Origin of the sequence: Rhizobium sp. PRIMUS64, assembly GCF_023006465.1 — a bacterium.
GTDB classification, from domain to species: Bacteria; Pseudomonadota; Alphaproteobacteria; order Rhizobiales; family Rhizobiaceae; genus Rhizobium; species Rhizobium leguminosarum.
Window position 1 is genome coordinate 1 of the sequence record NZ_JALBGX010000066.1, and the last position, 24,225, is coordinate 24,225.

A 24,225-nucleotide genomic window follows, 5' to 3' on the forward strand; every position below is an offset into this window, starting at 1 on the left:
CTGACGGCGCCGAACTGCCCCTTGGCGCTGCCCGGGCTCGGCGTCTTCTGCTCCGCGCCGACGTCGCCGGCGGCAAGGCTTGCGCCGATTGCGCCTGCAAGCGTCAGTTTGCTGATTGTCCTGAAAGCCTGAGCGAAGCCGAAAGCCATACTGTTCCCTTGAGCCGCTGCCGAAGTGATTTGCGATCGAATCTATCGTGAAAAGCGATTTTGGTGAATCGATGTTTTGGCCAGCCGCCATCGAGGGAGGCGGTGACGGATCGCCGCATGCTGCGAAGGCGGCCCGAAGAGGCGACACCCCGACACGAGCCGATGCTCAAAATTTCGCACGCCCGGCAAAAACCAAACTCTCTCCTGTTTTTCGCCCGTATTTTTCGTATTGTCGAACCCATCAATAATCAGGGGAAAGCGTGAATGGCGGTTCTGTGGTCGAAGATCGGTTTGTTTCTGTCGCTTGCGGGTGCTTTGGCGCCGATGCAGGCAACGGGTCAGGACCAGCCCTTTCAGATCGGAAGCTCGGTCATCAGCGAGATGAAGTACAAGCCGGGCTTTACGCATTTCGACTACGTCAATCCCGATGCACCGAAAGGCGGAGACCTGCGCCTCTCCGCAAGCGGCGCCTTCGACACCTTCAACCCATTGCTTGCCAAAGGTCAGGCGGCGGTGGGCTTGACGCTCGTTTACGACACGCTGATGAAGCCCGCCGACGACGAGCTCCTCGTCTCCTACGGTCTGCTTGCCGAGGGACTGTCTTTTCCCGCAGACGTATCGAGCGCGACTTTCCGCCTGCGCAAGGAAGCGAAATGGGCGGATGGTCAGCCGGTAATACCCGAGGACGTCATCTTCAGTCTGGATAAGACGAAGGAATTAAACCCCCTCACGGCGAACTATTACCGCCACGTGGTGAAAGCCGAAAAGACCGGCGATCGCGACGTCACCTTCACCTTCGACGAAAAGAACAACCGGGAGCTCCCGAATATTCTCGGCCAGTTGGTGGTCGTGCCGAAACATTGGTGGGAGGGGCAGGGACCGGACGGCAAGCCACGCGATATCTCAAAGACGACGCTCGAGCCAGTGATGGGTTCGGGGCCTTACAAGATTGCTTCCTTCTCGCCCGGCGCGACAATCCGCTATGAATTACGTGACGACTACTGGGCGAAGGACCTCAATGTAAATGTCGGCCAGAACAATTTCCGCAACATCATCTACACCTATTTCGGTGATCGGGATGTCGAGTTCGAAGCGTTTCGCGCTGGTAATAGTGACTACTGGCAGGAGACAACGGCTGCCCGGTGGGCGACAGGGTATGATTTTCCCGCGGTGAAGGAAGGACGCGTCAAGAAGGAAGAGGTTGCTAACCCGCTACGCGCCACCGGTATCCTACAAGCGCTGGTGCCCAACATGCGTCGTGACCTGTTTAAGGACGAGCGAGTTCGCGAGGCCCTGAACTACGGCTTCGATTTCGAAGAGTTGAATCGCACCGTTGCCTTTAACAGTTACAAACGCATCGACAGTTATTTCTGGAATACCGAGCTCGCCTCCTCCGGCCTTCCACAGGGTAGAGAACTGGAAATTCTGCTGGGCATGAAGGATAAGGTTCCGCCCGAAGTCTTCACGACGCCCTATACCAATCCTGTCGGCGGCGATCCGCAGAAGAGTCGCGACAACCTCCGCAAGGCGATTGCACTGCTGAAAGAAGCCGGCTGGGAGCTCAAGGGCAACCGGATGGTCAATACCAAGACTGGCCAGCCGATGAGTTTCGAGATCCTGTTGTCGAGCCCCATGCTGGAGCGCTGGGCGGTGCCATATGCAAACAATCTCAGGAAAATCGGTATCGATGCGCGGGTGCGAACAGTCGACGCCTCGCAAGCTGTCAATCGCGAGCGCAGCTTCGACTTCGATATGATCTGGAATGTCTGGGCGGAGACCATGAATCCGGGCAACGAACAAGCCGACTATTGGGGATCCGGTTCGGTCAACCAACAGGGTTCTCGCAATTATGCCGGCATAGCCAACCCCGCCGTTGATGAGCTCATTCGCATGATCATCTTCGCGCCGAACCGCGATGAACAGGTCGCAGCGATCAAGGCGATGGACCGGGTCTTGCTTGCAAATCACTACGTCATCCCGCTGTTCTACCGTGATAGCTATAACATCACCTATTGGAACACGGTCACGCATCCGGCCGAGTTTCCGGCGTACAGCCTTGGCTTCCCTGATGCCTGGTGGTCCACCTCGGCAAAATGAGCGGGCTTGCAATGCAGGGGCCCTCGGCTCCAAATGGCGCGAGCGAATCACGACAAGCCGGCAGGGCCGGCAAGGGAAGGCTGGCGGATTGAGCGGCATGAGACTGGACGGCAGGCAGACAAGAAGAACATTCCCGGAGGCTGAAGGCTGATGGGCGCCTATATCCTTCGCCGCCTGCTTCTGATGATCCCGACCATCGTCGGCATTATGGCGATTTCCTTCACCGTCATTCAGTTCGCCCCCGGCGGTCCTGTCGAGCAGGTAATCGCCCAGTTGACCGGTCAGGCCGACAGTGCCGACCAGCGCCTGTCCGGCGGCGGCGATCTCCTCAGCGGCGGCAGCGACGAAGACTCGAAATATCGCGGTGCCCAGGGGCTCGATCCGGAACTGATCGCCAAGCTTGAAAAGCAATTCGGCTTCGACAAGCCGCCACTGACGCGTTTCGGCGAGATGATGTGGAATTACATCCGCTTCGATTTCGGCGAGAGTTTCTTCCGCAACACCTCCGTGCTCGAACTGATCAAGGAGAAGCTGCCGGTGTCGATCTCGCTCGGCATCTGGATCCTGATCTTCTCCTATGCCATCTCCATCCCGCTCGGCATCCGCAAAGCGATCAAGGATGGATCGACCTTCGATGTCTGGACGTCGGGCGTCATCGTCGTCGGCTATGCCGTACCGAGTTTCCTCTTCGGCATTCTCCTGATCGTGCTTTTCGCCGGCGGCTCATTCTACGATTGGTTTCCACTGCGCGGCCTGGTCTCCGACAATTTCGACCAGCTGGCCTGGTGGCAGAAGCCGCTCGACTATTTCTGGCACCTTACCTTGCCGCTGATCTCGCTTTCCCTGTCGGCCTTCGCGACGACGACGCTTTTGACCAAGAATTCCTTCATCGAGGAGATCAAGAAGCAATATGTCGTCACCGCCCGCGCCAAGGGCCTAAACCAGCGGCAGGTGCTCTACGGTCATGTCTTCCGCAACGCCATGCTGATCATCATTGCCGGTTTTCCCGGCGCCTTCATTTCCGCTTTCTTCACCGGCTCGCTGTTGATCGAAAACATCTTCTCGCTGGATGGCCTCGGCCGTCTCGGCTATCTCTCAGTCGTCAACCGGGACTACCCGATTGTCTTCGCCACGCTCTACATCTTCTCGCTGCTCGGCCTCGTCGTCAGCCTGGTTTCCGACCTGATCTACACCTGGATCGATCCGCGCATCGATTTCGAGCGGAGGGATGTCTGATGGACGCCGCCGCAAATCCTGCCGTCGCAACACCCGTCAAGCCGCCGCGCAAGGGCCTGCTCTCGCCGACCAATATCCGCCGCTGGCATAATTTCCGGGCGAACGGCCGCGGTTACTGGTCGCTGTGGTTGTTTATGCTGCTGTTCGTCCTCAGCCTGTTTGCCGAGTTCATCGCCAACGACCGGCCGATCATAGCCTCCTACAAGGGCGAGGTCCTGTTTCCGGTCCTCATCGATTATCCCGAGGAGAAATTCGGCGGCTTCCTGGCCGAAACCGACTATCGTTCCTCGGTCATTGCCGACGAGATCAATGCCAATGGCTGGATGATCTGGCCGCCGATCCGCTATTCCTACCGCTCGGTCAATTCCAACATTCCGCATTCGGCGCCCACGGCCCCCTTCTGGCTGATGACGAAGGAGGAGCGCTGCGCCGGCTACCCGCAAGGGGTGAACGATCCGGATTGCACCCTCGGCAATCTCAACTGGCTCGGCACCGACGACCAGGCGCGCGACGTGCTGGCGCGCGTCATCTACGGCTTCCGCATATCGGTGCTCTTCGGCCTGGTGCTGACCATTTGCTCGGCGATCATCGGCGTGACGGCAGGTGCTGTGCAGGGTTATTTCGGCGGCTGGACCGATCTGCTGCTACAGCGCTTTATCGAGATCTGGTCGTCGATGCCAGTGCTCTACATCCTGCTGATCATCGCCGCACTCCTGCCGCCCGGCTTCTTCGTGCTGCTCGGCATCATGCTGCTCTTCTCCTGGGTCGGCTTCGTCGGCATCGTGCGCGCCGAATTCCTGCGCGCCCGCAATTTCGAATATGTCCGCGCCGCCCGCGCGCTTGGCGTCAACAATCGCACCATCATGTGGCGCCATCTGCTGCCGAACGCCATGGTCGCGACGCTGACCTTCTTGCCCTTCATCCTCTCCGGCTCGATCACCACCCTGACCTCGCTCGATTTCCTCGGCTTCGGCATGCCGCCGGGCTCCCCCTCGCTCGGCGAGATGATCGCGCAGGGCAAGACCAATCTGCAGGCGCCATGGCTCGGGCTGACGGCCTTCTTTGCCATGTCGATCATGCTTTCCCTGCTGATCTTCATCGGCGAAGCCGTGCGCGATGCCTTCGATCCGAGGAAGACGTTTCAATGAGTGATATGCCAGAACCGCTGCTTTCCGTCCGCGATCTCTCGGTTGCCTTTCATCAGGGCGGCGAGACCTCGCTCGCCGTCGATCATATCTCCTTCGATATCGCCAAAGGCGAGGTCGTGGCGCTCGTCGGCGAGTCCGGCTCCGGCAAGTCGGTCTCGGCCAATTCGATTCTGCGGCTTTTGCCTTATCCGTCCGCAAGCCATCCCTCGGGCGAAATCCTCTTCAAGGGCAAGGACCTCCTGAAGGCGTCGGAGCGGGCACTGCGGGAAGTGCGCGGCAACGACATCACCATGATCTTCCAGGAGCCGATGACCTCGCTCAATCCGCTTCATACGATCGAGAAGCAGATCACCGAGATCCTGGCCTTGCACCAGGGCCTCACCGGCCAGCCGGCGCGCCAGCGCGTCCTGGAATTGCTGAACCAGGTCGGTATCCGCGAGCCGGAGAAGCGGTTGAAGGCCTATCCGCACGAACTGTCAGGCGGCCAGCGCCAGCGCGTCATGATCGCCATGGCGCTCGCCAACCGGCCGGAATTGCTGATCGCCGACGAGCCGACCACCGCCCTCGACGTCACCGTGCAGGCGCAGATCCTCGAATTGCTCCGGCAGTTGAAGGCCGTCCACGGCATGTCGATGCTGTTCATCACCCATGATCTCGGTATCGTGCGCAAATTCGCCGATCGCGTCTGCGTCATGACCAAGGGCAAGATCGTCGAAACCGGAACGGTCGAAGACGTCTTCGCCAATCCGAAGCATGAATATACCCGGCACCTTCTCGCCTCCGAGCCGCGGGGCGAACCACCGCTGGCCGATCCCTCGAAACCGATGGTGATGGAAGGGTCGGATATCCGCGTCTGGTTCCCGATCAAATCAGGGCTGATGCGCCGTATCGTCGATCACGTTAAGGCGGTCGACGGCATCGACCTTTCGCTGCGCGCCGGCCAGACGCTGGGCGTCGTCGGCGAGTCCGGCTCCGGCAAGACCACGCTCGGCCTGGCGCTCACCCGGCTGATTTCCTCAGAAGGACGGATCGCCTTCGTCGGCAAGGATATAGCCGGCTACTCGTTCAGTGAGATGCGGCCGCTGCGCAACCAGCTGCAGGTCGTCTTCCAGGATCCCTACGGATCGCTCAGCCCGCGCATGTCGGTCGGCGATATCGTCGCTGAAGGGCTGAAGGTGCATGAGCGCTCCCTGACATCGGAAGAACGCGACCAGCGCGTCTGCTGGGCGCTGGAGGAGGTGGGTCTGGATCCCCTGACCCGCTGGCGTTATCCGCACGAATTCTCCGGCGGCCAGCGCCAGCGCATCGCCATCGCCCGGGCCATGGTGCTGAAACCGCGCTTCGTCATGCTCGACGAGCCGACCTCCGCGCTCGACATGAGCGTCCAGGCGCAGGTGGTCGATCTCCTTCGCGATCTGCAGAAGAAGCACGACCTCGCCTATCTCTTCATCAGCCACGATCTGAAGGTGGTGAAGGCGCTCGCCAACGACGTCATCGTCATGCGGTTCGGCAAGGTGGTGGAGCAGGGACCATCCTCGGAAATCTTCCGCGCGCCGAAGAATGATTACACCAGGGCGCTGATGGCGGCCGCTTTCAACATCGAGGCGGTGCCGACGCTCGCCGTGCAGCAGTAAAGAAGATCATGTCCGCCCGTCCTCCCGTTCTCGTCGATATCAAGTTCAATCCCGAAGGCGTCGCCCGCGTGCTGAAGACGGCGTTTGCCGAACGGGGCAGCATCAATCTCGCCGATCCGGGCCATCAGGCCCGCGATCTCCGCGCGGTCGAATACGCGCTTCTCTGGAAACCGGATGCCGACCTTTTCGCGCGGGCGCCGAACCTCAAGGTAATCTTTTCGGGAGGCGCCGGCGTCGACCACATCATCGGCATGGCCGGCCTGCCCGAGATCCCGATCGTTCGCTTCGTCGATCGCAGCCTGACGACCCGCATGAGTGAATGGGTTGTCATGCAATGCCTGATGCATCTGCGCGGACAATACGCCCATGACAACCACCAGCGGCAACGTGAATGGGCCAAGCTGATCGCGCCGGAGGCGGCTGAGGTGACGGTCGGCGTCATGGGCCTCGGCATTCTCGGGCAGGACGCGGTCGCCAAGCTGAGGGTGATGGGTTTTAACGTTATCGGCTGGTCGCGCAGCCGCAAACAGATCGACGGCGTCGAAACTTTCGATGCCAGCGAGTTGGACAACTTCCTCGCAAGGACCGACATCCTCGTCGGCCTGCTGCCGCTGACGCCTGAAACATCAGGCTTCTATGACGCCGGGCTGTTAGCGAAGCTGCGCCGCAACGGCGCGCTTGGGCAAGCGGTCTTCATCAATGCCGGCCGCGGCAAGAGCCAGGTCGAGGCCGATATCGTTTCCGCCATCCGCAACGGCACCCTCGGCGGCGCATCCCTCGATGTCTTCGAGGCCGAGCCGCTTGCATCAGACAGCCCATTGTGGGACTTGCAGAACGTCTTCCTCACGCCGCACGACGCGGCGGTGTCCGAAGAAAATGCGCTGTTCCGTCATGTCGAGACGCAGATTGCCCGTTTCGAGCGCGGCGAGCCGCTGCAATTCGTGGTCGACCGCGCCGCCGGCTATTGAGCTTTCGGAACCTTCCAGACAGCCACCCGTTTCCTTTGCGGAAATTCTTGCGGCCGGCAAGGCCGGTTAAGACAGCGGAAGGAGACGATGATGGCGCATCAGACGGAAACACGCTGGGAAAAGTCCGATGGCAAGCTTCACAAGGAAGAGCTGATCCCGCCGGTGAAGGCAAGGCAGGGACGCACGGGTTATCGCATTCTGACCGTATTGATCGTCGCGCTGGTGCTTGCCTTCGTTGTTTGGATACCGGTCGAGATTTGGGGCAAGCGCGAAGCGAACGAGGTGGCGCCGCAGCAGCCGGGCCAGCAGCTTCAGTCGCAGCAGCCTGCTCCGCCCGCCGCGCCGGCGCTACAGAACGGCACTGCCGTTCCAACCGAAACGCCGAACACCACGCCGGCCGCTCCGAATGTGGCGCCCGCAACGCCGGCCCGATAATCTTGAGCAAAACCATGTTCACGTCCCGCCGTGATACTGCGGCGGGATGTTTATTGTTTTGTCTGGACTTTAGCCGCCGATTTTTCGATAAGAAGGCACACGAGCCGGTTTCGTGCGCTGGCCCGGAACTTGGCAATACCCGGGAATTTGGCAGCACCTGACCGGAGTGGACAGGGGCAGGAATTTCATGGCCAGGACTGATATCGCAAGACGCGTCTACAATCACGCCTGGAAACTCGATCCGATCATCCGCAGCCTGATCGATACCGACTTCTATAAGCTCCTGATGCTGCAGATGATCTGGAAGCTCTATCCTGACGTGAACGCGTCCTTCACCCTCATTAACCGCACCAAACGGGTGCGTCTGGCAGAGGAGCTCGACGAAGGCGAATTGCGCGAGCAGCTCGATCATGCCCGCACGCTGAGGCTCTCCAAGAAGGAGATGATCTGGCTTGCGGGTAACAGCTTCTATGGTCGCGCCCAGATTTTCGAACCGGAATTCCTCGCCTGGCTTTCCAATTTCCAGTTGCCCGAATACGAGCTGTCGAAGAAGGACGGGCAATATGTGCTGGATTTCCACGGATCGTGGAAGGAAACCACCATGTGGGAAATCCCCGCGCTCGCCATCGTCAACGAGCTGCGGTCGCGCTCGGCGATGAAGGCGCTCGGTCCCTTCACCCTCGATGTGCTCTATGCCAGGGCCAAGGCGAAGATGTGGTCGAAGGTCGAGCGGCTGAAGGAATTGCCGGGCTTACGGATCTCCGATTTCGGCACCCGCCGCCGTCACAGTTTCCTCTGGCAGCGCTGGTGCGTCGAGGCACTGAAGGAAGGCATCGGGCCTGCTTTTGCCGGTACCAGCAACGTATTGCTGGCTATGGATTCCGATCTCGAGGCGGTCGGCACCAATGCTCACGAGCTGCCGATGGTGGCCGCCGCCCTTGCCGAAACCGACGAGCAGTTGCGCAACGCGCCCTACAAGATCCTGCGCGACTGGAACAAGCTCTATGGCGGCAACCTTCTGATCGTGCTGCCCGATGCCTTTGGCACCGCCGCCTTCCTGCGCGATGCGCCGGAATGGGTCGCCGACTGGACCGGTTTCCGCCCGGACAGTGCCCCGCCGATCGAAGGCGGCGAGAAGATTATCGACTGGTGGAAGAAGATGGGCCGCGATCCGCGCCAGAAGCTGCTGATCTTCTCCGACGGCCTCGATGTCGACGCCATCATCGATACCTACCGGCATTTTGAAGGCCGCGTGCGCATGAGCTTCGGCTGGGGCACCAACCTGACGAATGATTTTTCCGGTTGCGCGCCGATCGAGATCTCCGGCCTCAACCCGATCTCCGTCGTTTGCAAGGTCAGCGACGCCAACGGCCGGCCGGCGGTGAAGCTCTCCGACAATCCGCAGAAGGCGACTGGCGAACCGGCCGAGGTCGAGCGCTACCTGAAATTCTTCGGCGCCGAGGACAGGATCGATCAGACCGTTCTGGTGTAGGTCTGGGCCAATGTGCCGCCATCCCGGGGCATATTGATGTGCCCCGCCATCGCATCCTCGATCGACCAACCGAAGCGCCAGGCGTCGAACATCGAGTACCATTCCTGAAAATCGGTAATCGGCAGGATATCCGGCTTCGACATCGGATTGTCGGCCAGACTGCGGCCACGCGCACGGTCCCGTGCGCCACGCTCCTGCATCTCAAGCAGATTCTCGAACATCATTACCCCCGTCTTTATCCCGATTTATGCAATCATGCTAATAAAGCATTGTCGAGTCCGGATGCGACAATTCGGGTTTTTCACAGGATTAGCCCCAATTCGTTAGTTCGGGGGACGATTAGGTCGCAACCGGCCCGGGGTCATCTCAATCAGACAAGCAGAGCATGGCGGCGTCCGCGAGCCGCTCATGCGCTTCGTCATCACGCACACAACGAGCACCCGTGACGGGGAGGCTCGACTTCCTGGCTGGGGTCCGCCGCCGAGCCTCCCGGCTGGCCGACCTTGAACAGGCCGGCAGCGCCGACAGGTTGCCGCTTTCCGGCAGGGGCTATCCAACCCAGATGATATCGAGGGTTAACAGCCGGTTAATATCCACCGGCCTCGTCCCGATCTCGCGCAATCCCGCAATGCGTGCTGGCGCTATCCGCTCGGGTTTTCAGGCTGCCAATCTGCGAAACCGGGTTCTGATCCGGTCGAGATAATAATGGCCGGGAGACGGCGCCACCGTCATCGCATGCGCTTCCGAGGAGGGAACGCCTTCGAACAGACGCTCCTCGCCATTCTTGAAACAAATCCTGAGCCGCCCGTCTTCCTGGCTGAAATAGACGGATTTGATGATCTTCGACTTTACCGAAAGTTCTTCCACCTGTTTTACCTCTGTTTTTTTAAATTTGGCAGAAGGTAAACCCAAACGTGCAAAGACGCGGTGAACTCGCATGGTAAAAAATCAGGAATCTTTCGACGCTTTGAACCTCGCCGCGCCGCCGGAGCGACGGGTTCGACGAGCCCCGAACGCACGCTTGCGAGCGGGGCATTTCGTTGCTCCGTCCCGACACGTCCAGCACAGGTAAGGCCTGTTTGGGCCATTTGATCGTGATCTCGAAAACAAGATCAAGGCCGATCAGATTTTGCCAATCCGGCGGAAAACGCCGTCAGCAAGGCCTTTCCCTGGCCCCAGTCCTCAAGGCCGCTTTGCCCGTTGATATGGCCGAAAGGACCGATCGCGACAAGACCGCTGCCCCACAGATCCGCTCGCGCATGGGCATGATCGAGCGTGCCGAAAGGATCATCGGCGCTTGCGATGATCAGAGTGGGGAAGCGCATCTTTTGCGGCGGCGGATCGGCGAATCCGGCAGCCTCCTCAGGGAATGACGCGGACTGCGGATCCGGGACCGCCACAAGAAATGCTCCGGCAACGGCAAGCGAAGAAGCCTGCTGCCAATGAGCGACCAGCAGACAGGCAAGGCTGTGGGCGACCAGCAGGGGAGGGGTTGCCGATGCGCCGACGGCGCGCTCCAGGGCTGAAATCCAGTCCGCCAGATCGGGTTTTTCCCAATCGGCTGGTTGAAAACGTCGCATTTCCGGGTTCGACTTTTCCCAGCGTGTTTGCCAATGAGCCTCGCCCGAACCGCCAATCCCCGGCAATATGATGATGTCCTTCATGTCTTTTCCTCTGATCGTCCGTGCAGGTGAAAATGATGCATTTTCATTTGCTTCGGAATGAATGATCATCGGAAAACCGCGTCTCTCTCCGATGATTTCAAGGTGATCCCATGGCTTTTCAGGAAAACAATCGGGTACTGCTCGATCCAACCGATATCGCCATTATCGAAGCGATGCAGGAAAATGGCCGCATTGCGATTTCCGAACTCGGTCGAAGGGTCGGGCTCTCTCAGCCGGCAGCATCGGAACGGGTCAAGCGGCTGGAAGACCGCGGCATCATTGTCGGTTACTCGGCCCGTATCGACCCCACCGCTTTGGGAATTGGAATGACGGCTGTGCTTCGCCTGCGCACGACGCATGAGCATATCAAAGCCTGCCTGAAACAGTTCGCGGAGATGCCGCAGGTCATGGAAGTATTGCGCCTCACCGGAGAGGACTGTTTTCTCTTGAAGGTGCTGGTTCCGTCGCCGGGAGAGCTGGAAACGATCGTTGACACGATCGCGCGTTTTGGGGCCGTGACGACATCTCTCGTGTTGCGCAGCGAGAATCCGAAGCCGATTGGACGCGCCCTGCTTCAGCGCCCTTGAGAATATGCGGACGACCGGCTTGTTCCAGCGAAGCGTGCCGCCACAACGCTTCCGCGTCCCGCTCTCGATACGGTTTGAATCAATATTGAAAATGAGGGATATGGCGGACAGGGTGGGATTCGAACCCACGGTACGCTTTCACGTACACACGCGTTCCAGGCGTGCGCCTTAAACCACTCGGCCACCTGTCCTTTTTTGGCGTTCGCGCCCGGATAGGAGCAAATCGTCGGAACGGCGCGATATATACCGATGAATTTTTGTCGATCAACCGAAATCTAACAGTTTTTTGACTTCTTCCGATAAAACTCGCCTCGGCCACTCCATTGTGCTTCACCTCATCGACGACTATGTAATTCTCTAAGGTGGAGAATGGCGCGGCCGGCCGGAATTGTCCGGCATATCGAGCGTCGGAGGAATTGATGCGTTTCCTGTTGCGTCTGGCGAGTCTTGTCGCGCTTGCGGCGGCGGTTATTGCCGGGACCATCGATTCGATCCAGTCGGTTGCGGCGTCCTCCGTGGTGATGACGCCGATCTCCGATGCCTGGCAGGATGTGAGTCCGACAACCCTTACGTCGCTGCAATCCTCCCTTTCCTATTATATCCACCCGCGTTTCTACACCTTGATCTTCCAGTGGCTGATGCTCCAGCCGGCCTTTGCCGTTTTCCTGGTGATCGCGCTGCTTCTGTGGATGATCGGCTACAAGAAGCCGCCGGTGGCCGGTCGCTTCACCGCATAGCAAGGTGGTTTTACCGGCACGATCCGGCGGGAAATCCCGTTGGGCATCGCCAGCTCTTCGACGTCGGTATCTGCCGTCGGATTGGCTAGAAAATCCGCATTCTGATGCAAGGAATGTCCAAAAATCAGCCCCGAAGAGCTGATTTTCGGCAATCGCTGCAAATCTTTACCAGCTGAAAAATTTCTGGTGAATTTTTCCGTGAGCCATGCAAGGATGCGCGCAGCCAGGCCTCCGGGGGGAGGTCGGTGGTTCCGCAGACATGCCCGGAAAGGGCTTGCGGGAGGACCCCTAACGAATAGCAACAACAGGGCTGCACAATGAAAAAATCCCTTCTCACTCTCTTTGCCGTGGCTGCCATGTCGACGACGGCGCTTGCCGCCGATGTCAAGCCGGCGCTGGTTTACGGCACCGGCGGGAAGTTCGATAAGTCCTTTAACGAGGCGGCCTATAACGGTGCCGAGAAGTTCAAGGCCGAGACGGGCATTGCCTATCGCGACTTCGAGCCGACGGGCGACACCCAGGGCGAACAGGCCATCCGCAATTTCGCAAGCCGCGGTTTCAATCCGGTGGTTGCTGTTTCCTTCGCCTGGACTTCGGCCATCGAGAAGGTTGCAGCCGAATTCCCGGATACCAAGTTCATCATCGTTGACTCCGTCGTCGACAAGCCGAACGTCCGCTCGGTTGTCTACAAGGAAGAAGAAGGCTCCTACCTCGTCGGCGTTCTCGCCGGCATGGCGTCGAAGTCAGGCAAGGTCGGCTTCGTCGGCGGCATGGACATTCCGCTGATCCGCAAGTTCGAATGCGGCTACGAGCAGGGCGCACGCTCCGTCAAGGCCGATATCGAAGTCTTCCAGAACATGACCGGCACCACGGGCGCTGCCTGGAACGACCCGGTCCGCGGCGGTGAGCTCACCAAGAACCAGATCGACCAGGGCGCTGACGTCGTTTACGCGGCAGCTGGTGCCACCGGTCTCGGCGTTCTGCAGACGGCCGCCGACAACAAGAAGCTGTCGATCGGCGTCGACTCCAACCAGAACTACCTGCATCCGGGCTCGGTCCTGACCTCGATGGTCAAGCGCGTCGACCTCGCCGTCTACAATGCTTATAACGACACCAAGAACGACAAGTTCACCGGTGGCGTCCAGGCGCTCGGCGTCAAGGAAGACGGTGTTGGCGCGGCGATCGATGAGCACAACAAGTCTCTGATCACGCCGGAAATGCAGGCTGCCGTCGACAAGGCCAAGGCCGACATCATTGCGGGAACCATCAAGGTTCACGATTACACCTCGGACAACGCTTGCCCGAAGTGATCCTCGCCCGAATGTGATCGACGATTGAGATCGGGCGTATGGCGGAGGGGACTTTCGCCATACGCCCTTTTCCTATTTGGAGTCTGCAGTGACAGATAAGCCCGCTATCGAGCTTGTCGGCATCGACAAGAAATTCGGTGCCGTCCACGCCAACAAGGACATCAACCTCACCGTTGCCAAGGGGACGATCCACGGCATCATCGGCGAAAACGGCGCCGGCAAATCGACCTTGATGTCGATCATCTATGGTTTCTACCATGCCGACAGCGGCGAGATCCGCGTCAATGGCAATCCCGTCACCATCCGTGACAGCCAGGCGGCGATCGCCACCGGCATCGGCATGGTGCACCAGCATTTCATGCTGGTCGACAATTTCACGGTGCTCGAGAACATCATGCTTGGCGCCGAAGGCGGCATGTTGCTGGCCAAGGGTGTTGCCTCGGCCCGCGCCGAGCTCAAGCGGCTGGAAACGGAATATGGCCTGGAGGTCGATCCCGACACGCTGATCGAGGAACTCCCGGTCGGCCTGCAGCAGCGTGTCGAGATCCTGAAAGCCATGTATCGCGGCGCCGAGATCCTGATCCTCGACGAGCCCACAGGCGTGTTGACCCCGGCCGAGGCCGATCACCTTTTCCGCATCCTCAAGGTGCTGCGCGATCAGGGCAAGACCATCATCCTCATCACCCACAAGCTGCGCGAGATCATGGCAATCACCGATACGGTCTCGGTCATGCGCCGCGGCGAAATGGTCGCGACCCGCAAGACGTCGGAGACGACGGTGGAGGAACTGGCCGAGCTGATGGTCGGCCGCCGCGTGCTGCTGCGCGTGCAGAAGGGCGAGGCGAACCCGCAAGCCGCCGTGCTGTCCGTCCGCAACCTCACGGTCAAGGATAATCGCGGCGTCACCATGGTCGACAACGTCTCCTTCGACGTGCGCGCCGGTGAGATCGTCGGCATCGCCGGTGTCGCCGGTAATGGCCAGTCCGAATTGCTGGAGGCGATTGCCGGCATCCGCAAGCCGACCTCCGGTGAAATTCTTCTCGACGGTCAGACGATCGACAAGGCCGATCCCGCCCGCCTGCGTGATCTCGGCCTCGCTCATATTCCCGAGGATCGCCACCATATGGGCCTAGTGCTGAAATTCGAGGAATATGAAAATTCCGTGCTCGGCTACCATCGCCGCCCGGCTTACAGCAAAGGCCCGCTGCTCGATCTCGATGCGATCCGCAAGGATGCAATGGAAAAGATCGAAAAATACGATATCCGACCGCCGAACCCGCGGCTGAAGACGGCGAATTTCTCCGGCGGCAACCAGCAGAAGATCGTCGTTGCCCGTGAGATCGAACGCGATCCGAAGATGCTGATCATTGGCCAGCCGACACGCGGCGTCGATATCGGCGCCATCGAATTCATCCACCGCCGGATTATCGAAATGCGTGACGCAGGCAAGGCGATCCTGCTCGTCTCCGTCGAACTCGATGAAATCCGCTCCCTTTCAGACCGTATCCTTGTCATGTTTGCCGGCCATATCGTCGGCGAGAAGACGCCCGATGCCGGTGAACAGACCCTCGGCCTGATGATGGCCGGCATTGCCGCGTGAGGCCTTTATGAGCACTGCTTCCGTTCCACTACCAAACTGGATCAATTACGGCCTCATCCCGATTTTGAACCTCGTCGTCGCCTTCCTGATCTCCGGCTTCGTCGTCTGGATAATCGGGGAAAGCCCGCTCGATGCGCTGTCGCTGCTGATCCAGGGCGCGCTCGGCAATGGCGAAGGCATCGGCTTCACGCTGTATTACGCGACGAGCTTCATCTTCACCGGCCTCTCCGTCGCGGTGGCGATCCATTCCGGCCTCTTCAACATCGGCTCCGAAGGCCAGGCCTATGTCGGCGGCCTCGGCTGCGCGCTGGTGGCGCTGGCGCTCGATCGTTACGTGCCATGGTATGTGACGATGCCGATCGCCGTCGTTGGCGCCGGCCTGTTTGGTGCGGCCTGGGCCTTCATCCCGGCCTTCCTGCAGGCAAAACGCGGCAGCCACATCGTCATTACGACGATCATGTTCAATTATATCGGCGCGACACTGATGGTGTATCTCCTGGTGCATGTGCTGATCGTGCCCGGCAAGATGGCGCCGGAAACCCGCACCTTCCTCGAAGGCGGCCAATTGCCGAAGCTCGGCTGGGTTATGCAGCTGTTCGGCGCCAAGCTGGGGGCTGCCCCGTTCAACGTCTCCTTCATCATTGCGCTCGTTGTCAGCTACCTCGTCTGGTTGCTCGTCTGGCGCACCAAGCTCGGTTTCGAGATGCGCACGCTGGGCGTCAGCCCGACGGCGGCGGCCTATGCCGGCATCCCCTATGCCCGCACCGTGATCATCGCCATGCTGCTCTCCGGAGCGCTTGCCGGCATGATGGCGCTGAACCCCGTCATGGGCTCGTCGGCCCGCCTGCAGGTGGAATTCGTCGGTGGTGCCGGGTTCGTCGGCATCGCCGTCTCGCTGATGGGACGCAACCATCCGCTCGGCATCATCGTGGCGGCGATCCTCTTCGGTATTCTCTACCAGGGCGGTGACTGGATTTCCTTCGAAATGCCGAACATCACCCGCGAGATGATCCTCGTCATCCAGGGTCTGGTGATCCTCTTTGCCGGCGCGCTGGAATACATGTTCCGGCCGGCAATGGTGCGCCTCTACCAACAGTTCAAGCGCGGTTAAGGAGCGGGCGATGGATTATTATGACATCTTCATCAGCGTTCTGAGCTCGACCATCCGCCTGTCGATCCCGCTGATCTTCACTGCCCTTGCCGGTCTGTTTTCGGAGCGCGCCGGCATCTTCGATATCGGCCTTGAGGGCAAGATGCTGGGCTCGGCCTTTGCCGCCGCCTGCGTTGCCTATCTCACCGATTCGGCCTGGCTCGGGCTCGGTGCCGGCATCCTCTGTTCGGTGGCACTGAGCCTGGTGCATGGTTTTGCCTCGATCACCAACCGTGGCAACCAGATCGTCTCCGGTGTCGCGATCAACTTCTTCATCGCCGGCATCACCATCGTGCTTGGGCAGGCCTGGTTTGGCCAGGGCGGACGCACGCCGCAGCTGTCGCCGGAGTCGCGTTTCGCACCGATCATCCTGCCGGGCGCCGATACTGCTCGCGACATACCGATCATCGGCCCGATCTATGCCAACGTCATATCTGGCAACAATGTCCTCACCTATCTCGCCTTCCTCGCCGTGCCGTTTTCCTGGTGGGTGCTTTACCGCACACGTTTCGGCCTGCGGCTGCGCGCCGTCGGCGAAAACCCGGGTGCGGTCGATACGGCCGGCATCTCGGTCGCCTGGCTGCGTTACCGCGCCGTCATGTGTGCCGGCATTCTCTGCGGCTTTGCCGGCACCTATCTGGCAATCGCTCAGTCCGCCGCCTTCATCAAGGACATGTCGGCCGGCAAGGGCTACATCGCGCTCGCAGCTCTCGTCTTCGCCAAGTGGAAGCCTGTACCCGTCATGTTTGCCTGCCTGCTCTTCGGCTTCCTCGATGCGCTGGCAAATTTCATGCAGGGAAAGCAGGTGCCGCTAATCGGCGAAGTGCCGGTTCAGGTTTTCCAGGCGCTGCCCTATGTCCTGACCTGCGTCCTGCTTGCTGGCTTCATCGGCGTTGCGACTCCGCCAAAGGCCGGTGGCGTGCCCTATACGAAGGAGCGTTGATATGTCTCACGATCTGTTCGAAGCCGCCCGCGGCGCCATGGCCTTTGCCCATGCGCCCTATTCGAAATTTCCGGTCGGCGCGGCGATCCGCGCCGAGGACGGCAAGGTCTATACCGGCGCCAACATCGAAAACCTCTCCTTTCCGCAAGGATGGTGCGCCGAGCCGACGGCGATCAGCGCCATGATCATGGGTGGCGCGAAGAAGATCGTTGAAATGGCCGTCATTGCCGAGAAGCTGCCGCTCTGCCCGCCCTGCGGCGGCTGCCGCCAGAAGATCTCCGAATTCGCCTCCAAGGGGACGAAGATTTACCTCTGCGATGAAACAGGCGTGAAGAAGACCATGACGATGGAAGAGCTTCTTCCCTTCAGCTTCGAGACTGAACTCGGATGAAGGCGACGGTCAGCCTGCTCGCCGCACTGCTCGGCGGAATCAAGCCGCGCCACGGCATCGTGCTCGGCTCCGGTCTCGGCTCCCTCGTCGGTGAGCTGGACGGCGCCGTCCGTGTTCCCTATCGCGACCTGCCGGGCTTTCCCGTCAGCGCGGTCTCCGGCCATGCAGGCGAAGTCGTCGCCGGCCGCCTCGGCGGCGTGCCTGTCGTCATGCTCTCCGGCCGCGTGCATTATTACGAGAAGGGCGATGCCAACGCCATGCGCCTGCCGATCGAGGTGCTGAAGGCGCTCGGCGTCGAAGCGCTGATCCTGACCAATTCGGCCGGATCGCTGCGTGACGACATGCCGCCCGGTTCGGTGATGCAGATCACCGATCATATCAACTATTCCGGCATGAACCCGCTGATCGGTGAGGAAAGCGATCATCGTTTCGTCGGCATGACCAATGCCTATGATGCCGGACTTGCCGCGGCGATGCAGAGGGCAGCGGCAAAGCTTAAAATCGAGCTGGCGCAGGGTGTCTATATGTGGTTCTCCGGTCCAAGCTTTGAAACGCCGGCGGAAATCCGCATGGCGCGCATCCTTGGCGCCGATGCCGTCGGCATGTCGACGGTGCCCGAGGTGATCATCGCAAGAATGCTGGGTCTGAGGGTTGCCGCCGCCTCCGTTATCACCAACTATGGGGCAGGCATGACCGGCAATGAGCTTAGCCATGAAGAAACCAAGGACATGGCGCCCATCGGCGGCGCCCGTCTCGCCGCGATCCTGAAAGACATGATTGCGGCTAGAACAGGATGATTTTAGGCCGGGTCGGCCTAAAATCTGAATCCTGTTCTAAATTATACAGTTAGAGCATGATGTCGTCCGAAAACCGCGCACACTTTTCGGCATCATGCTCTAGAGGAAGCGAAGATGAATAGCTATTCCAACCGGGAAACGGCGGCTGTCGCCCTTTCTCTTCTCGACCTCACCAATTTGAAGGATGATTGCACCGAGGCGCAGATCGACGCGCTCTGCACCCGCGCGCAGACGCCCTACGGCAACAGTGCTGCGATCTGCATCTGGCCGCGGTTCGTCGCTCAGGCCCGCAATATCCTTGGCACAGGCCACGCCGTGCGTATCGCGACGGTCGTCAACCTCCCCTCCGGCGATATGGAAGTGGCCGATGTCGCTGCTGAAGCACGCGAGGCGATTGCCGATGGAGCCGATGAGATCGATCTGGTCATTCCCTACCGCAAGCTGCTCGCCGGCAACGAGAAGGCGGTGACCGACATGGTCAAGGCCGTGCGCGCCGAATGCGCCGGCCCGGTTCTTCTGAAGGTCATCATCGAGACTGGCGAGCTGAAGGATGCGGCATTGATCCGCCGTGCCTCCGAACTCGCAATTGAAGCCGGCGCCGATTTCATCAAGACCTCCACCGGCAAGGTCGCCGTCAATGCGACGCTCGAAGCCGCCGACATCATGATCCGAGCTATCCGCGAAAGCGGCCGCAAGGTCGGCTTCAAGCCGGCAGGCGGTATCGGCTCGGTGGCCGATGCCGCACTCTATCTGAGCCTTGCCGAAACTATCATGACACCGGACTGGGCGATGCCGTCGACGTTCCGCTTCGGCGCTTCCGACCTGCTTGACGATATCCTGGCGGTTCTAAGCGGAACACAGTCAGCACCGGCTGCGGCGTCGAGCTACTGAAATGATTCCGCAGGAGATCATTCGGCGTAAGCGCGATGGCGACGAACTTGACGCCGCCGATATCAGGTCCTTCATCGCGGCACTCGCTGCCGGTCAATTGTCGGAAGGCCAGATCGGCGCATTCGCCATGGCCGTCTGGTTCAAGGGCATGTCGCGGGCCGAAATCGTGGCCTTGACGCTGGCGATGGCCGATTCCGGGGACAGGCTGCAATGGGCCGATATCGACCGTCCGATCGCCGACAAACATTCGACCGGCGGCGTCGGCGATAATGTTTCGCTGATGCTGGCGCCGATCACAGCCGCCTGCGGCCTCGCCGTTCCGATGATCTCCGGACGCGGTCTCGGCCATACCGGCGGCACGCTGGATAAGCTCGAATCCATTCCCGGCTATAGGATTACCCCGGACGCCGACCTGTTCCACAAGGTCGTGAAGAAGGCGGGATGCGCCATCATTGGCCAGACTGGCACCTTGGCGCCCGCCGACGGCAGGCTCTATGCCGTGCGCGATGTGACCGCCACCGTCGATTCCATTCCCCTCATCACCGCCTCTATTCTCTCGAAGAAACTTGCGGCCGGGCTCGAGACGCTGGTGCTCGACGTCAAGGTCGGCAACGGCGCTTTCATGGCTGACCGCGGCCAGGCGGAGATCCTGGCGCAGTCGCTGGTCGAGGTGGCCAATGGCGCAGGCGTGAAGACCTCGGCCCTGATCACCGACATGAACCAGCCGCTCGCCGATAGTGCCGGCAATGCCGTCGAGATGCGCAACTGCCTGGATTTCCTAGCAGGCAGGAAAAGAGACACGCGGCTTGACATCGTCGTTCTCGCCTTCGCCGCCGAGATGCTGGTGAAATCAGGCATCGCCGCTTCGCCTGATGAAGCCGAGGGGATGGCACGTCAGGCCCTGTCATCGGGAAAGGCGGCTGAAGTCTTCGCGCGTATGGTATCGATGCTCGGCGGCCCGGCCGATCTCATCGAAAATCCCGACCGATATCTGGTCAGGGCGCCTGTGGAAAAACCTGTCCTGGCCGCCCGGTCCGGCTGGCTCTCCGCTTGTGATGCGCGCGGTGTCGGCCTCAGCGTCATCGATCTCGGCGGCGGAAGACGCCATCCGTCGGATCGGATCGACCATCGCGTCGGCTTCTCCGAACTTCTGCCGCTTGGCACCCGTGTGACCGCGGGCGAACCGATCGCTCTCGTTCATGCCGCTGACGAAGCCGCGGCGGAGAGGGCGGCTGCGGCGCTTGCCATGCACTACCGCATTACTGACGACAAGCCGGAGACGACGCCGGTGATTGCAGGCCTTGTTTGACGCAGTTTACTGCTTGAGGCTGAGCGAACCGTCGGCGACGGAATAGGAGGCGAGCTTCTGCAGGAAACTCATGCCGACCAGCGTCGTCGTCAGCGCATCGTCCCTCAGGACGAAGGCTTCGACATCGCGCACGCGAATGCCGCCGATTTCGACCCGGTCGAGTGTCACATGCGCGGCTTTCGTCTGACCGTTCGCAGTGTTCACCCCATAACGGAAATCGAGTTGGTTGGCGGTGAAGCCCAGTCGGCGGGCGAGCGTCTCGTTGAGCGCCACATAGGTGGCGCCGGTATCGATCAGGCCTTGCACCGACTTGCCGTTGATCTTGAAGCTGCCGGTATAGTGGCCCTGTGCATCGGCCTGCAGGCGGATCGCATTGCTGCCGTAGACGGGCTCCGGTGCGGCCGGTTTGTCGGTTTCGGTCGATACATAATTGGCGGAGAGAGCGTCAGCAGGCTGCTGGCTGGTGCCTCCGAAGAAGGAAGGCACCTGTGTGGCGAGCACCGCGGCGATGCTGGCGAATAGGACGGTACGCACGAGCATGAAACAGAAATCCTTCCTGTATAAACCCCGCTTCATGCGGGGCCTCATGCTTCAGACCTCCTAAACCTCAAGTGCTGATAAGTTGCTAATATCGACGCCGAAAGGCCCGTAGCGAACCACCGGGCCGTAAAGTCTTTCGATTTGGTAAAGGAAGGCTGAAATTACTTGGTGCCGTACATGCGGTCGCCGGCATCGCCGAGACCGGGCACGATATAGCCCTTCTCGTTGAGATGACTGTCGATCGAGGCGGTGAAAACCGGAACATCGGGATGCGCCGCACGGAAGTTGCGGATGCCTTCCGGCGCGGCAAGCAGGCAGAGGAAGCGGATATTGTGGGCGCCGCGCTCCTTGAGCTTGTCGATCGCCGCGATCGAGGAATTGCCGGTTGCAAGCATCGGGTCGACGACGATGATCAGTCGCTCGGCCACGTCCTCCGGCGCCTTGAAGTAATATTCGACCGGCTGCAGCGTCTCGTGGTCGCGATAGACGCCGATATGCGAGACGCGCGCGGATGGCACGAGATCGAGCATGCCTTCGAGCAATCCGTTGCCGGCGCGCAGGATCGAGGCGAAGACCAGCTTCTTGCCTTCGAGGATCGGCGACTCCATCGTCTGCAGCGGTGTCTCGATCGTTTCCATTGTCAGTTCGAGATCGCGGGTCACCTCGTAGCAGAGCAGTGTCGAAATTTCGCGCAGCAGGCGCCGGAAACTTCCCGTCGATGTCTCCTTGCGCCGCATGATGGTGAGCTTGTGCTGCACAAGCGGATGATCGATGACCGTGACGCCGTCCATGGGGAAGCCTTTCATTCTTTCTATCGAATGTTTCTTTCACGGAAATCGGCCTGACCGCAAGAGTGGTGGTCAATTTGCGCCGATCTTCCCCAACCTCTACCCTCAAAGCCGGGCAAGCAAGACCTTGCGCGTCTGCTCGTCGACGAAGGCCGCCTCGATCGCAGTGCGTGTCATCGCGTCGATCTCGGCGTCGCTGAAACCGAAAACCCCTGCGGCAAATTCGTATTCCTGCTTAAGCGAGGTATGGAAGAAAGGCGGATCGTCCGAGCTGATCGTCACCCCCACGCCTGCTTCCTTCAGCCGGCGCAGCGGATGGGAAGCAAAATCGGGAAAGACCCCGAGCGCGATATTGGAGCCTGGGCAGATCTCGAGCACGGTGCCGAGATCGGCAAGCCGCTTCACCAAGTCGAGATCCTCGATGGCGCGCACGCCATGACCGATGCGCGAGGGGCGCACCGCATCGAGCGCGTCGGCGACGCTGAAGGCGCCGCAGACCTCACCGGCATGGATGGTTAGCCCAAGGCCGGCATCGCGGGCGATATCGAAGGCGCGGGCATAATCGGCGACGCGCCCCATGCGCTCCTCGCCGGCAAGGTTGAAGCCGGTAATCAGAGGATTGCCGGCCTTAACAGCATATTCGGCAGCACCAATCACGCTCTCCGGACCGAAATGCCGCTCGCCGGTGACGATCAGCCGGGCCTCGATGCCGCTCTTTTCCCTGGCCCGCCGGATGCCTTCGCAGATACCCGCAATATAGGGGTCGGCCCCCAGGCCGATGCGCTTGCCGTGATCGGGCGAGACGATGAGTTCGCTGTAGATCGTATGGATGCCGGCGAGTTCGTCGAGATAGGTTTCGGTCAGAAGCGCATAGTCCTCCTCGGTCCTGTAGACCTCGGAAACCTTGTCGTAACATTCGAGGAAGCTTGCGAAATCATGCCAGACATAGGCTCCGTCGCGAAGTTCAGCGCTGATGTCGACGCCATATTTCTGCGCCTGCGCCGCGGTCAGAGCTGGAGGGGCCGCACCCTCCAGATGGCAGTGCAGTTCGACCTTCTTCAAATGCGATGTCACAGAAAGCTCCTTCCGTGCGGTCCGGCCGTGATGCCGAGATGCCGTGCGATGCTCTCGCCGATATCGGCATAGCTGCGGCGCACGCCGATCGAACGCGACCGGATGCCCGGGCCATAGGCGATAACAGGCACGCGTTCGCGCGTATGGTCCGTGCCGCGCCAGGTCGGATCGCAGCCATGATCGGCGGTGAGCACGACGAGATCGCCGGGCTTCAGTTTCTTGTGGACTTCGGGTAAGCGCGCATCGAAGGCCTCGAGGGCTGCGGCATAACCCGGCACGTCGCGGCGATGGCCGTAGATCATGTCGAAATCGACGAAATTGGTGAAGACGAGATCGCCGTCCTCAGCCTCGTCAATCGCCGAAAGCGACGCATCCATCAGCGCCTCGTTGCCGTTCGCCTTGATGACCCGCGAGATACCCTGATGCGCGAAGATATCGCCGATCTTTCCCACAGCATGCACGTGCCGGCCGTGCTCGATAAGCCGGTCGAGCAACGTCGGCTCCGGCGGCAGCACAGAAAAGTCGCGCCGGTTTCCTGTGCGCTGGAAGGTAGAGACGGACTGGCCGATGAAGGGCCGGGCGATGACGCGGCCGATATTGTAGGGATCGAGCAGCCCCCTGGCCAAACGGCAGAAGGCGAGCAGACGATCGAGGCCGAAATGCACCTCGTGCGCAGCGACCTGGAAGACCGAATCCGAGGAGGTATAGCAGATCGGCTTGCCGGTGCGGATATGTTCCTCGCCGAGCCGGGCGATGATCTCTGTTCCCGAGGCATGGCAGTTGCCGAGAATGCCGGACACCCCGGCTTCCTTGCATAGCGCCTCGATGAATTCCTGAGGAAAGGCGTCGCCCTCGATCGGGAAATAACCCCAATCGAAATTGACAGGTGTTCCCGCGATCTCCCAATGGCCCGATGGCGTGTCCTTGCCGCGTGAGATTTCGGTGGCGGCGCCATAAATGCCGTAGACCTTCTCCGGGACGGGCATGCCGGCAGGAAACCGGCCGGAGGCCGACCGTGCAATGTGCATCAGCCCGAGTTCCGACATGTTGGGCAGGGAAAGCGGCCCTTCGCGCAATCCGGCGCGGTCCCCGGCGCCGGCTGCGCAGAACTCGGCGATATGGCCGAGCGTATCGGCGCCCTCGTCACCATAGGCCGACGCATCCGGCGCTCCGCCAACGCCGAAGGAATCCAGAACGAAAAGAAAGGCACGCGCCATTTTACACCCGAGAGAGCCGATCGCCGGCCTCTGGAATGTCGGAGGCGGCTGAAATCCAGCCATATAAT

At 60.5% G+C, this 24,225-nt stretch carries 24 protein-coding genes, 1 tRNA gene and 1 pseudogene; 17 read left to right on the top strand and 9 right to left on the bottom strand.

All coding sequences use genetic code 11. The features are described 5' to 3' along the window. Positions 1-149 (bottom strand): annotated as a pseudogene (locus MOV76_RS23365) (penicillin-insensitive murein endopeptidase); the annotation flags it as partial. Positions 150-413: 264 nt separating this feature from the next. Between MOV76_RS23365 and MOV76_RS23370 the strand changes: the two are divergent. From MOV76_RS23370 to pncB, 7 genes are all read left to right on the top strand, one after another. Further along, a complete protein-coding gene (locus MOV76_RS23370) occupies positions 414-2,246 on the top strand; it encodes an extracellular solute-binding protein (protein ID WP_247265385.1) in 1,833 nt (610 codons plus the stop codon). A 150-nt stretch (positions 2,247-2,396) separates the two neighbouring features. Continuing rightward, positions 2,397-3,482 carry a microcin C ABC transporter permease YejB gene (locus MOV76_RS23375; protein ID WP_247265386.1) on the top strand — a complete coding sequence of 362 codons (1,086 nt, stop codon included), beginning with the start codon at positions 2,397-2,399 and terminating at the stop codon, positions 3,480-3,482. Then, positions 3,482-4,630, top strand: coding sequence for an ABC transporter permease (locus MOV76_RS23380; protein WP_018447985.1), 1,149 nt, complete (start codon positions 3,482-3,484; stop codon positions 4,628-4,630). The genes MOV76_RS23375 and MOV76_RS23380 overlap by 1 nt, the downstream gene beginning before the upstream one ends. Beyond that, a complete protein-coding gene (locus tag MOV76_RS23385; protein ID WP_028731819.1) occupies positions 4,627-6,264 on the top strand; it encodes an ABC transporter ATP-binding protein in 1,638 nt (545 codons plus the stop codon). The genes MOV76_RS23380 and MOV76_RS23385 overlap by 4 nt, the downstream gene beginning before the upstream one ends. An 8-nt stretch (positions 6,265-6,272) precedes the next feature. Beyond that, positions 6,273-7,232 carry a glyoxylate/hydroxypyruvate reductase A gene (locus MOV76_RS23390; RefSeq protein WP_247265387.1) on the top strand — a complete coding sequence of 320 codons (960 nt, stop codon included), beginning with the start codon at positions 6,273-6,275 and terminating at the stop codon, positions 7,230-7,232. An 87-nt stretch (positions 7,233-7,319) separates the two neighbouring features. Continuing rightward, positions 7,320-7,667, top strand: a complete 348-nt coding sequence (locus MOV76_RS23395) for a hypothetical protein (RefSeq protein ID WP_026230918.1) — start codon at positions 7,320-7,322, stop codon at positions 7,665-7,667. 187 nt (positions 7,668-7,854) lie between these two features. After that, positions 7,855-9,159, top strand: coding sequence for a nicotinate phosphoribosyltransferase (gene pncB / locus MOV76_RS23400; RefSeq protein ID WP_011650004.1), 1,305 nt, complete (start codon positions 7,855-7,857; stop codon positions 9,157-9,159). Here the strand turns inward: pncB and MOV76_RS23405 are convergent. From MOV76_RS23405 to MOV76_RS23415, 3 genes are all read right to left on the bottom strand, one after another. Next, positions 9,141-9,380: a CrpP-related protein gene (locus MOV76_RS23405; RefSeq protein WP_018244322.1), complete on the bottom strand. Its 240-nt coding sequence runs from the start codon at positions 9,378-9,380 to the stop codon at positions 9,141-9,143. The genes pncB and MOV76_RS23405 overlap by 19 nt on opposite strands. A gap of 436 nt (positions 9,381-9,816) precedes the next feature. Continuing rightward, on the bottom strand, positions 9,817-10,026 hold the full coding sequence (locus MOV76_RS23410; protein WP_003555857.1) for a KTSC domain-containing protein: 210 nt from the start codon (positions 10,024-10,026) through the stop codon (positions 9,817-9,819). 245 nt (positions 10,027-10,271) lie between these two features. Then, complete coding sequence (locus tag MOV76_RS23415; RefSeq protein WP_028731818.1) at positions 10,272-10,892, bottom strand: alpha/beta hydrolase; 621 nt, start codon at positions 10,890-10,892, stop codon at positions 10,272-10,274. 41 nt (positions 10,893-10,933) lie between these two features. Here MOV76_RS23415 and MOV76_RS23420 point away from each other — a divergent pair, with 41 nt between their 5' ends. Then, positions 10,934-11,410, top strand: a complete 477-nt coding sequence (locus MOV76_RS23420; RefSeq protein WP_018447980.1) for an Lrp/AsnC family transcriptional regulator — start codon at positions 10,934-10,936, stop codon at positions 11,408-11,410. Between the two features lie 101 nt (positions 11,411-11,511). On the opposite strand, the gene MOV76_RS23425 is transcribed toward MOV76_RS23420, so the two are convergent. Further along, positions 11,512-11,601, bottom strand: a tRNA-Ser gene (locus MOV76_RS23425). A gap of 228 nt (positions 11,602-11,829) precedes the next feature. Between MOV76_RS23425 and MOV76_RS23430 the strand changes: the two genes are divergently transcribed. The 9 genes from MOV76_RS23430 to deoA all read left to right on the top strand — a co-directional run bounded on the left by MOV76_RS23430 (position 11,830) and on the right by deoA (position 20,538). After that, positions 11,830-12,147, top strand: coding sequence for a hypothetical protein (locus MOV76_RS23430; RefSeq protein ID WP_003544459.1), 318 nt, complete (start codon positions 11,830-11,832; stop codon positions 12,145-12,147). Positions 12,148-12,464: 317 nt separating this feature from the next. Further along, positions 12,465-13,457 carry a BMP family protein gene (locus MOV76_RS23435; RefSeq protein WP_018070332.1) on the top strand — a complete coding sequence of 331 codons (993 nt, stop codon included), beginning with the start codon at positions 12,465-12,467 and terminating at the stop codon, positions 13,455-13,457. Positions 13,458-13,545: 88 nt separating this feature from the next. Beyond that, positions 13,546-15,057, top strand: coding sequence for an ABC transporter ATP-binding protein (locus MOV76_RS23440; protein WP_028731817.1), 1,512 nt, complete (start codon positions 13,546-13,548; stop codon positions 15,055-15,057). A gap of 7 nt (positions 15,058-15,064) precedes the next feature. Next, complete coding sequence (locus tag MOV76_RS23445) at positions 15,065-16,168, top strand: ABC transporter permease (RefSeq protein WP_018244328.1); 1,104 nt, start codon at positions 15,065-15,067, stop codon at positions 16,166-16,168. 10 nt (positions 16,169-16,178) lie between these two features. Then, positions 16,179-17,150, top strand: a complete 972-nt coding sequence (locus MOV76_RS23450) for an ABC transporter permease (RefSeq protein WP_028731816.1) — start codon at positions 16,179-16,181, stop codon at positions 17,148-17,150. Position 17,151: 1 nt separating this feature from the next. Beyond that, positions 17,152-17,541 carry a cytidine deaminase gene (locus MOV76_RS23455; RefSeq protein WP_028731815.1) on the top strand — a complete coding sequence of 130 codons (390 nt, stop codon included), beginning with the start codon at positions 17,152-17,154 and terminating at the stop codon, positions 17,539-17,541. Beyond that, the gene (locus tag MOV76_RS23460; RefSeq protein ID WP_028731814.1) at positions 17,538-18,338 is read left to right on the top strand and encodes a purine-nucleoside phosphorylase; all 801 of its coding nucleotides are present in this window, start codon (positions 17,538-17,540) and stop codon (positions 18,336-18,338) included. Before MOV76_RS23455 ends, MOV76_RS23460 begins: the two co-directional genes overlap by 4 nt. Before the next feature lie 114 nt (positions 18,339-18,452). Further along, positions 18,453-19,229: a deoxyribose-phosphate aldolase gene (deoC, locus tag MOV76_RS23465; protein ID WP_028731813.1), complete on the top strand. Its 777-nt coding sequence runs from the start codon at positions 18,453-18,455 to the stop codon at positions 19,227-19,229. A 1-nt stretch (position 19,230) separates the two neighbouring features. Beyond that, complete coding sequence (gene deoA, locus MOV76_RS23470) at positions 19,231-20,538, top strand: thymidine phosphorylase (protein ID WP_028731812.1); 1,308 nt, start codon at positions 19,231-19,233, stop codon at positions 20,536-20,538. Between the two features lie 6 nt (positions 20,539-20,544). Here the strand turns inward: deoA and MOV76_RS23475 are convergent, their stop codons facing one another. The 4 genes from MOV76_RS23475 to MOV76_RS23490 all read right to left on the bottom strand — a co-directional run bounded on the left by MOV76_RS23475 (position 20,545) and on the right by MOV76_RS23490 (position 24,157). After that, positions 20,545-21,114 (bottom strand): TIGR02281 family clan AA aspartic protease, encoded by a 570-nt coding sequence (locus tag MOV76_RS23475; protein WP_028731811.1) that lies wholly within the window; start codon positions 21,112-21,114, stop codon positions 20,545-20,547. 125 nt (positions 21,115-21,239) lie between these two features. Beyond that, positions 21,240-21,869: a uracil phosphoribosyltransferase gene (gene upp, locus MOV76_RS23480; RefSeq protein ID WP_012759721.1), complete on the bottom strand. Its 630-nt coding sequence runs from the start codon at positions 21,867-21,869 to the stop codon at positions 21,240-21,242. 102 nt (positions 21,870-21,971) lie between these two features. Continuing rightward, positions 21,972-22,940 (bottom strand): adenosine deaminase, encoded by a 969-nt coding sequence (locus tag MOV76_RS23485; RefSeq protein WP_028731810.1) that lies wholly within the window; start codon positions 22,938-22,940, stop codon positions 21,972-21,974. Continuing rightward, on the bottom strand, positions 22,937-24,157 hold the full coding sequence (locus MOV76_RS23490; RefSeq protein WP_028731809.1) for a phosphopentomutase: 1,221 nt from the start codon (positions 24,155-24,157) through the stop codon (positions 22,937-22,939). The genes MOV76_RS23485 and MOV76_RS23490 overlap by 4 nt, the downstream gene beginning before the upstream one ends. Between the last annotated feature and the right edge of the window lie 68 nt (positions 24,158-24,225).

Bases quoted from the DNA above. Each gene is read 5' to 3' on its own strand.
- MOV76_RS23370 (WP_247265385.1), top strand. From the start codon at position 414: ATGGCGGTTCTGTGGTCGAAGATCGGTTTGTTTCTGTCGCTTGCGGGT.
- MOV76_RS23375 (WP_247265386.1), top strand. From the start codon at position 2,397: ATGGGCGCCTATATCCTTCGCCGCCTGCTTCTGATGATCCCGACCATC.
- MOV76_RS23380 (WP_018447985.1), top strand. From the start codon at position 3,482: ATGGACGCCGCCGCAAATCCTGCCGTCGCAACACCCGTCAAGCCGCCG.
- MOV76_RS23385 (WP_028731819.1), top strand. From the start codon at position 4,627: ATGAGTGATATGCCAGAACCGCTGCTTTCCGTCCGCGATCTCTCGGTT.
- MOV76_RS23390 (WP_247265387.1), top strand. From the start codon at position 6,273: ATGTCCGCCCGTCCTCCCGTTCTCGTCGATATCAAGTTCAATCCCGAA.
- MOV76_RS23395 (WP_026230918.1), top strand. From the start codon at position 7,320: ATGATGGCGCATCAGACGGAAACACGCTGGGAAAAGTCCGATGGCAAG.
- pncB (WP_011650004.1), top strand. From the start codon at position 7,855: ATGGCCAGGACTGATATCGCAAGACGCGTCTACAATCACGCCTGGAAA.
- MOV76_RS23405 (WP_018244322.1), bottom strand. From the start codon at position 9,380: ATGTTCGAGAATCTGCTTGAGATGCAGGAGCGTGGCGCACGGGACCGT.
- MOV76_RS23415 (WP_028731818.1), bottom strand. From the start codon at position 10,892: ATGATCATTCATTCCGAAGCAAATGAAAATGCATCATTTTCACCTGCA.
- MOV76_RS23420 (WP_018447980.1), top strand. From the start codon at position 10,934: ATGGCTTTTCAGGAAAACAATCGGGTACTGCTCGATCCAACCGATATC.
- MOV76_RS23430 (WP_003544459.1), top strand. From the start codon at position 11,830: ATGCGTTTCCTGTTGCGTCTGGCGAGTCTTGTCGCGCTTGCGGCGGCG.
- MOV76_RS23435 (WP_018070332.1), top strand. From the start codon at position 12,465: ATGAAAAAATCCCTTCTCACTCTCTTTGCCGTGGCTGCCATGTCGACG.
- MOV76_RS23445 (WP_018244328.1), top strand. From the start codon at position 15,065: ATGAGCACTGCTTCCGTTCCACTACCAAACTGGATCAATTACGGCCTC.
- MOV76_RS23450 (WP_028731816.1), top strand. From the start codon at position 16,179: ATGGATTATTATGACATCTTCATCAGCGTTCTGAGCTCGACCATCCGC.
- MOV76_RS23455 (WP_028731815.1), top strand. From the start codon at position 17,152: ATGTCTCACGATCTGTTCGAAGCCGCCCGCGGCGCCATGGCCTTTGCC.
- MOV76_RS23460 (WP_028731814.1), top strand. From the start codon at position 17,538: ATGAAGGCGACGGTCAGCCTGCTCGCCGCACTGCTCGGCGGAATCAAG.
- deoC (WP_028731813.1), top strand. From the start codon at position 18,453: ATGAATAGCTATTCCAACCGGGAAACGGCGGCTGTCGCCCTTTCTCTT.
- deoA (WP_028731812.1), top strand. From the start codon at position 19,231: ATGATTCCGCAGGAGATCATTCGGCGTAAGCGCGATGGCGACGAACTT.
- MOV76_RS23475 (WP_028731811.1), bottom strand. From the start codon at position 21,114: ATGAAGCGGGGTTTATACAGGAAGGATTTCTGTTTCATGCTCGTGCGT.
- upp (WP_012759721.1), bottom strand. From the start codon at position 21,869: ATGGACGGCGTCACGGTCATCGATCATCCGCTTGTGCAGCACAAGCTC.
- MOV76_RS23490 (WP_028731809.1), bottom strand. From the start codon at position 24,157: ATGGCGCGTGCCTTTCTTTTCGTTCTGGATTCCTTCGGCGTTGGCGGA.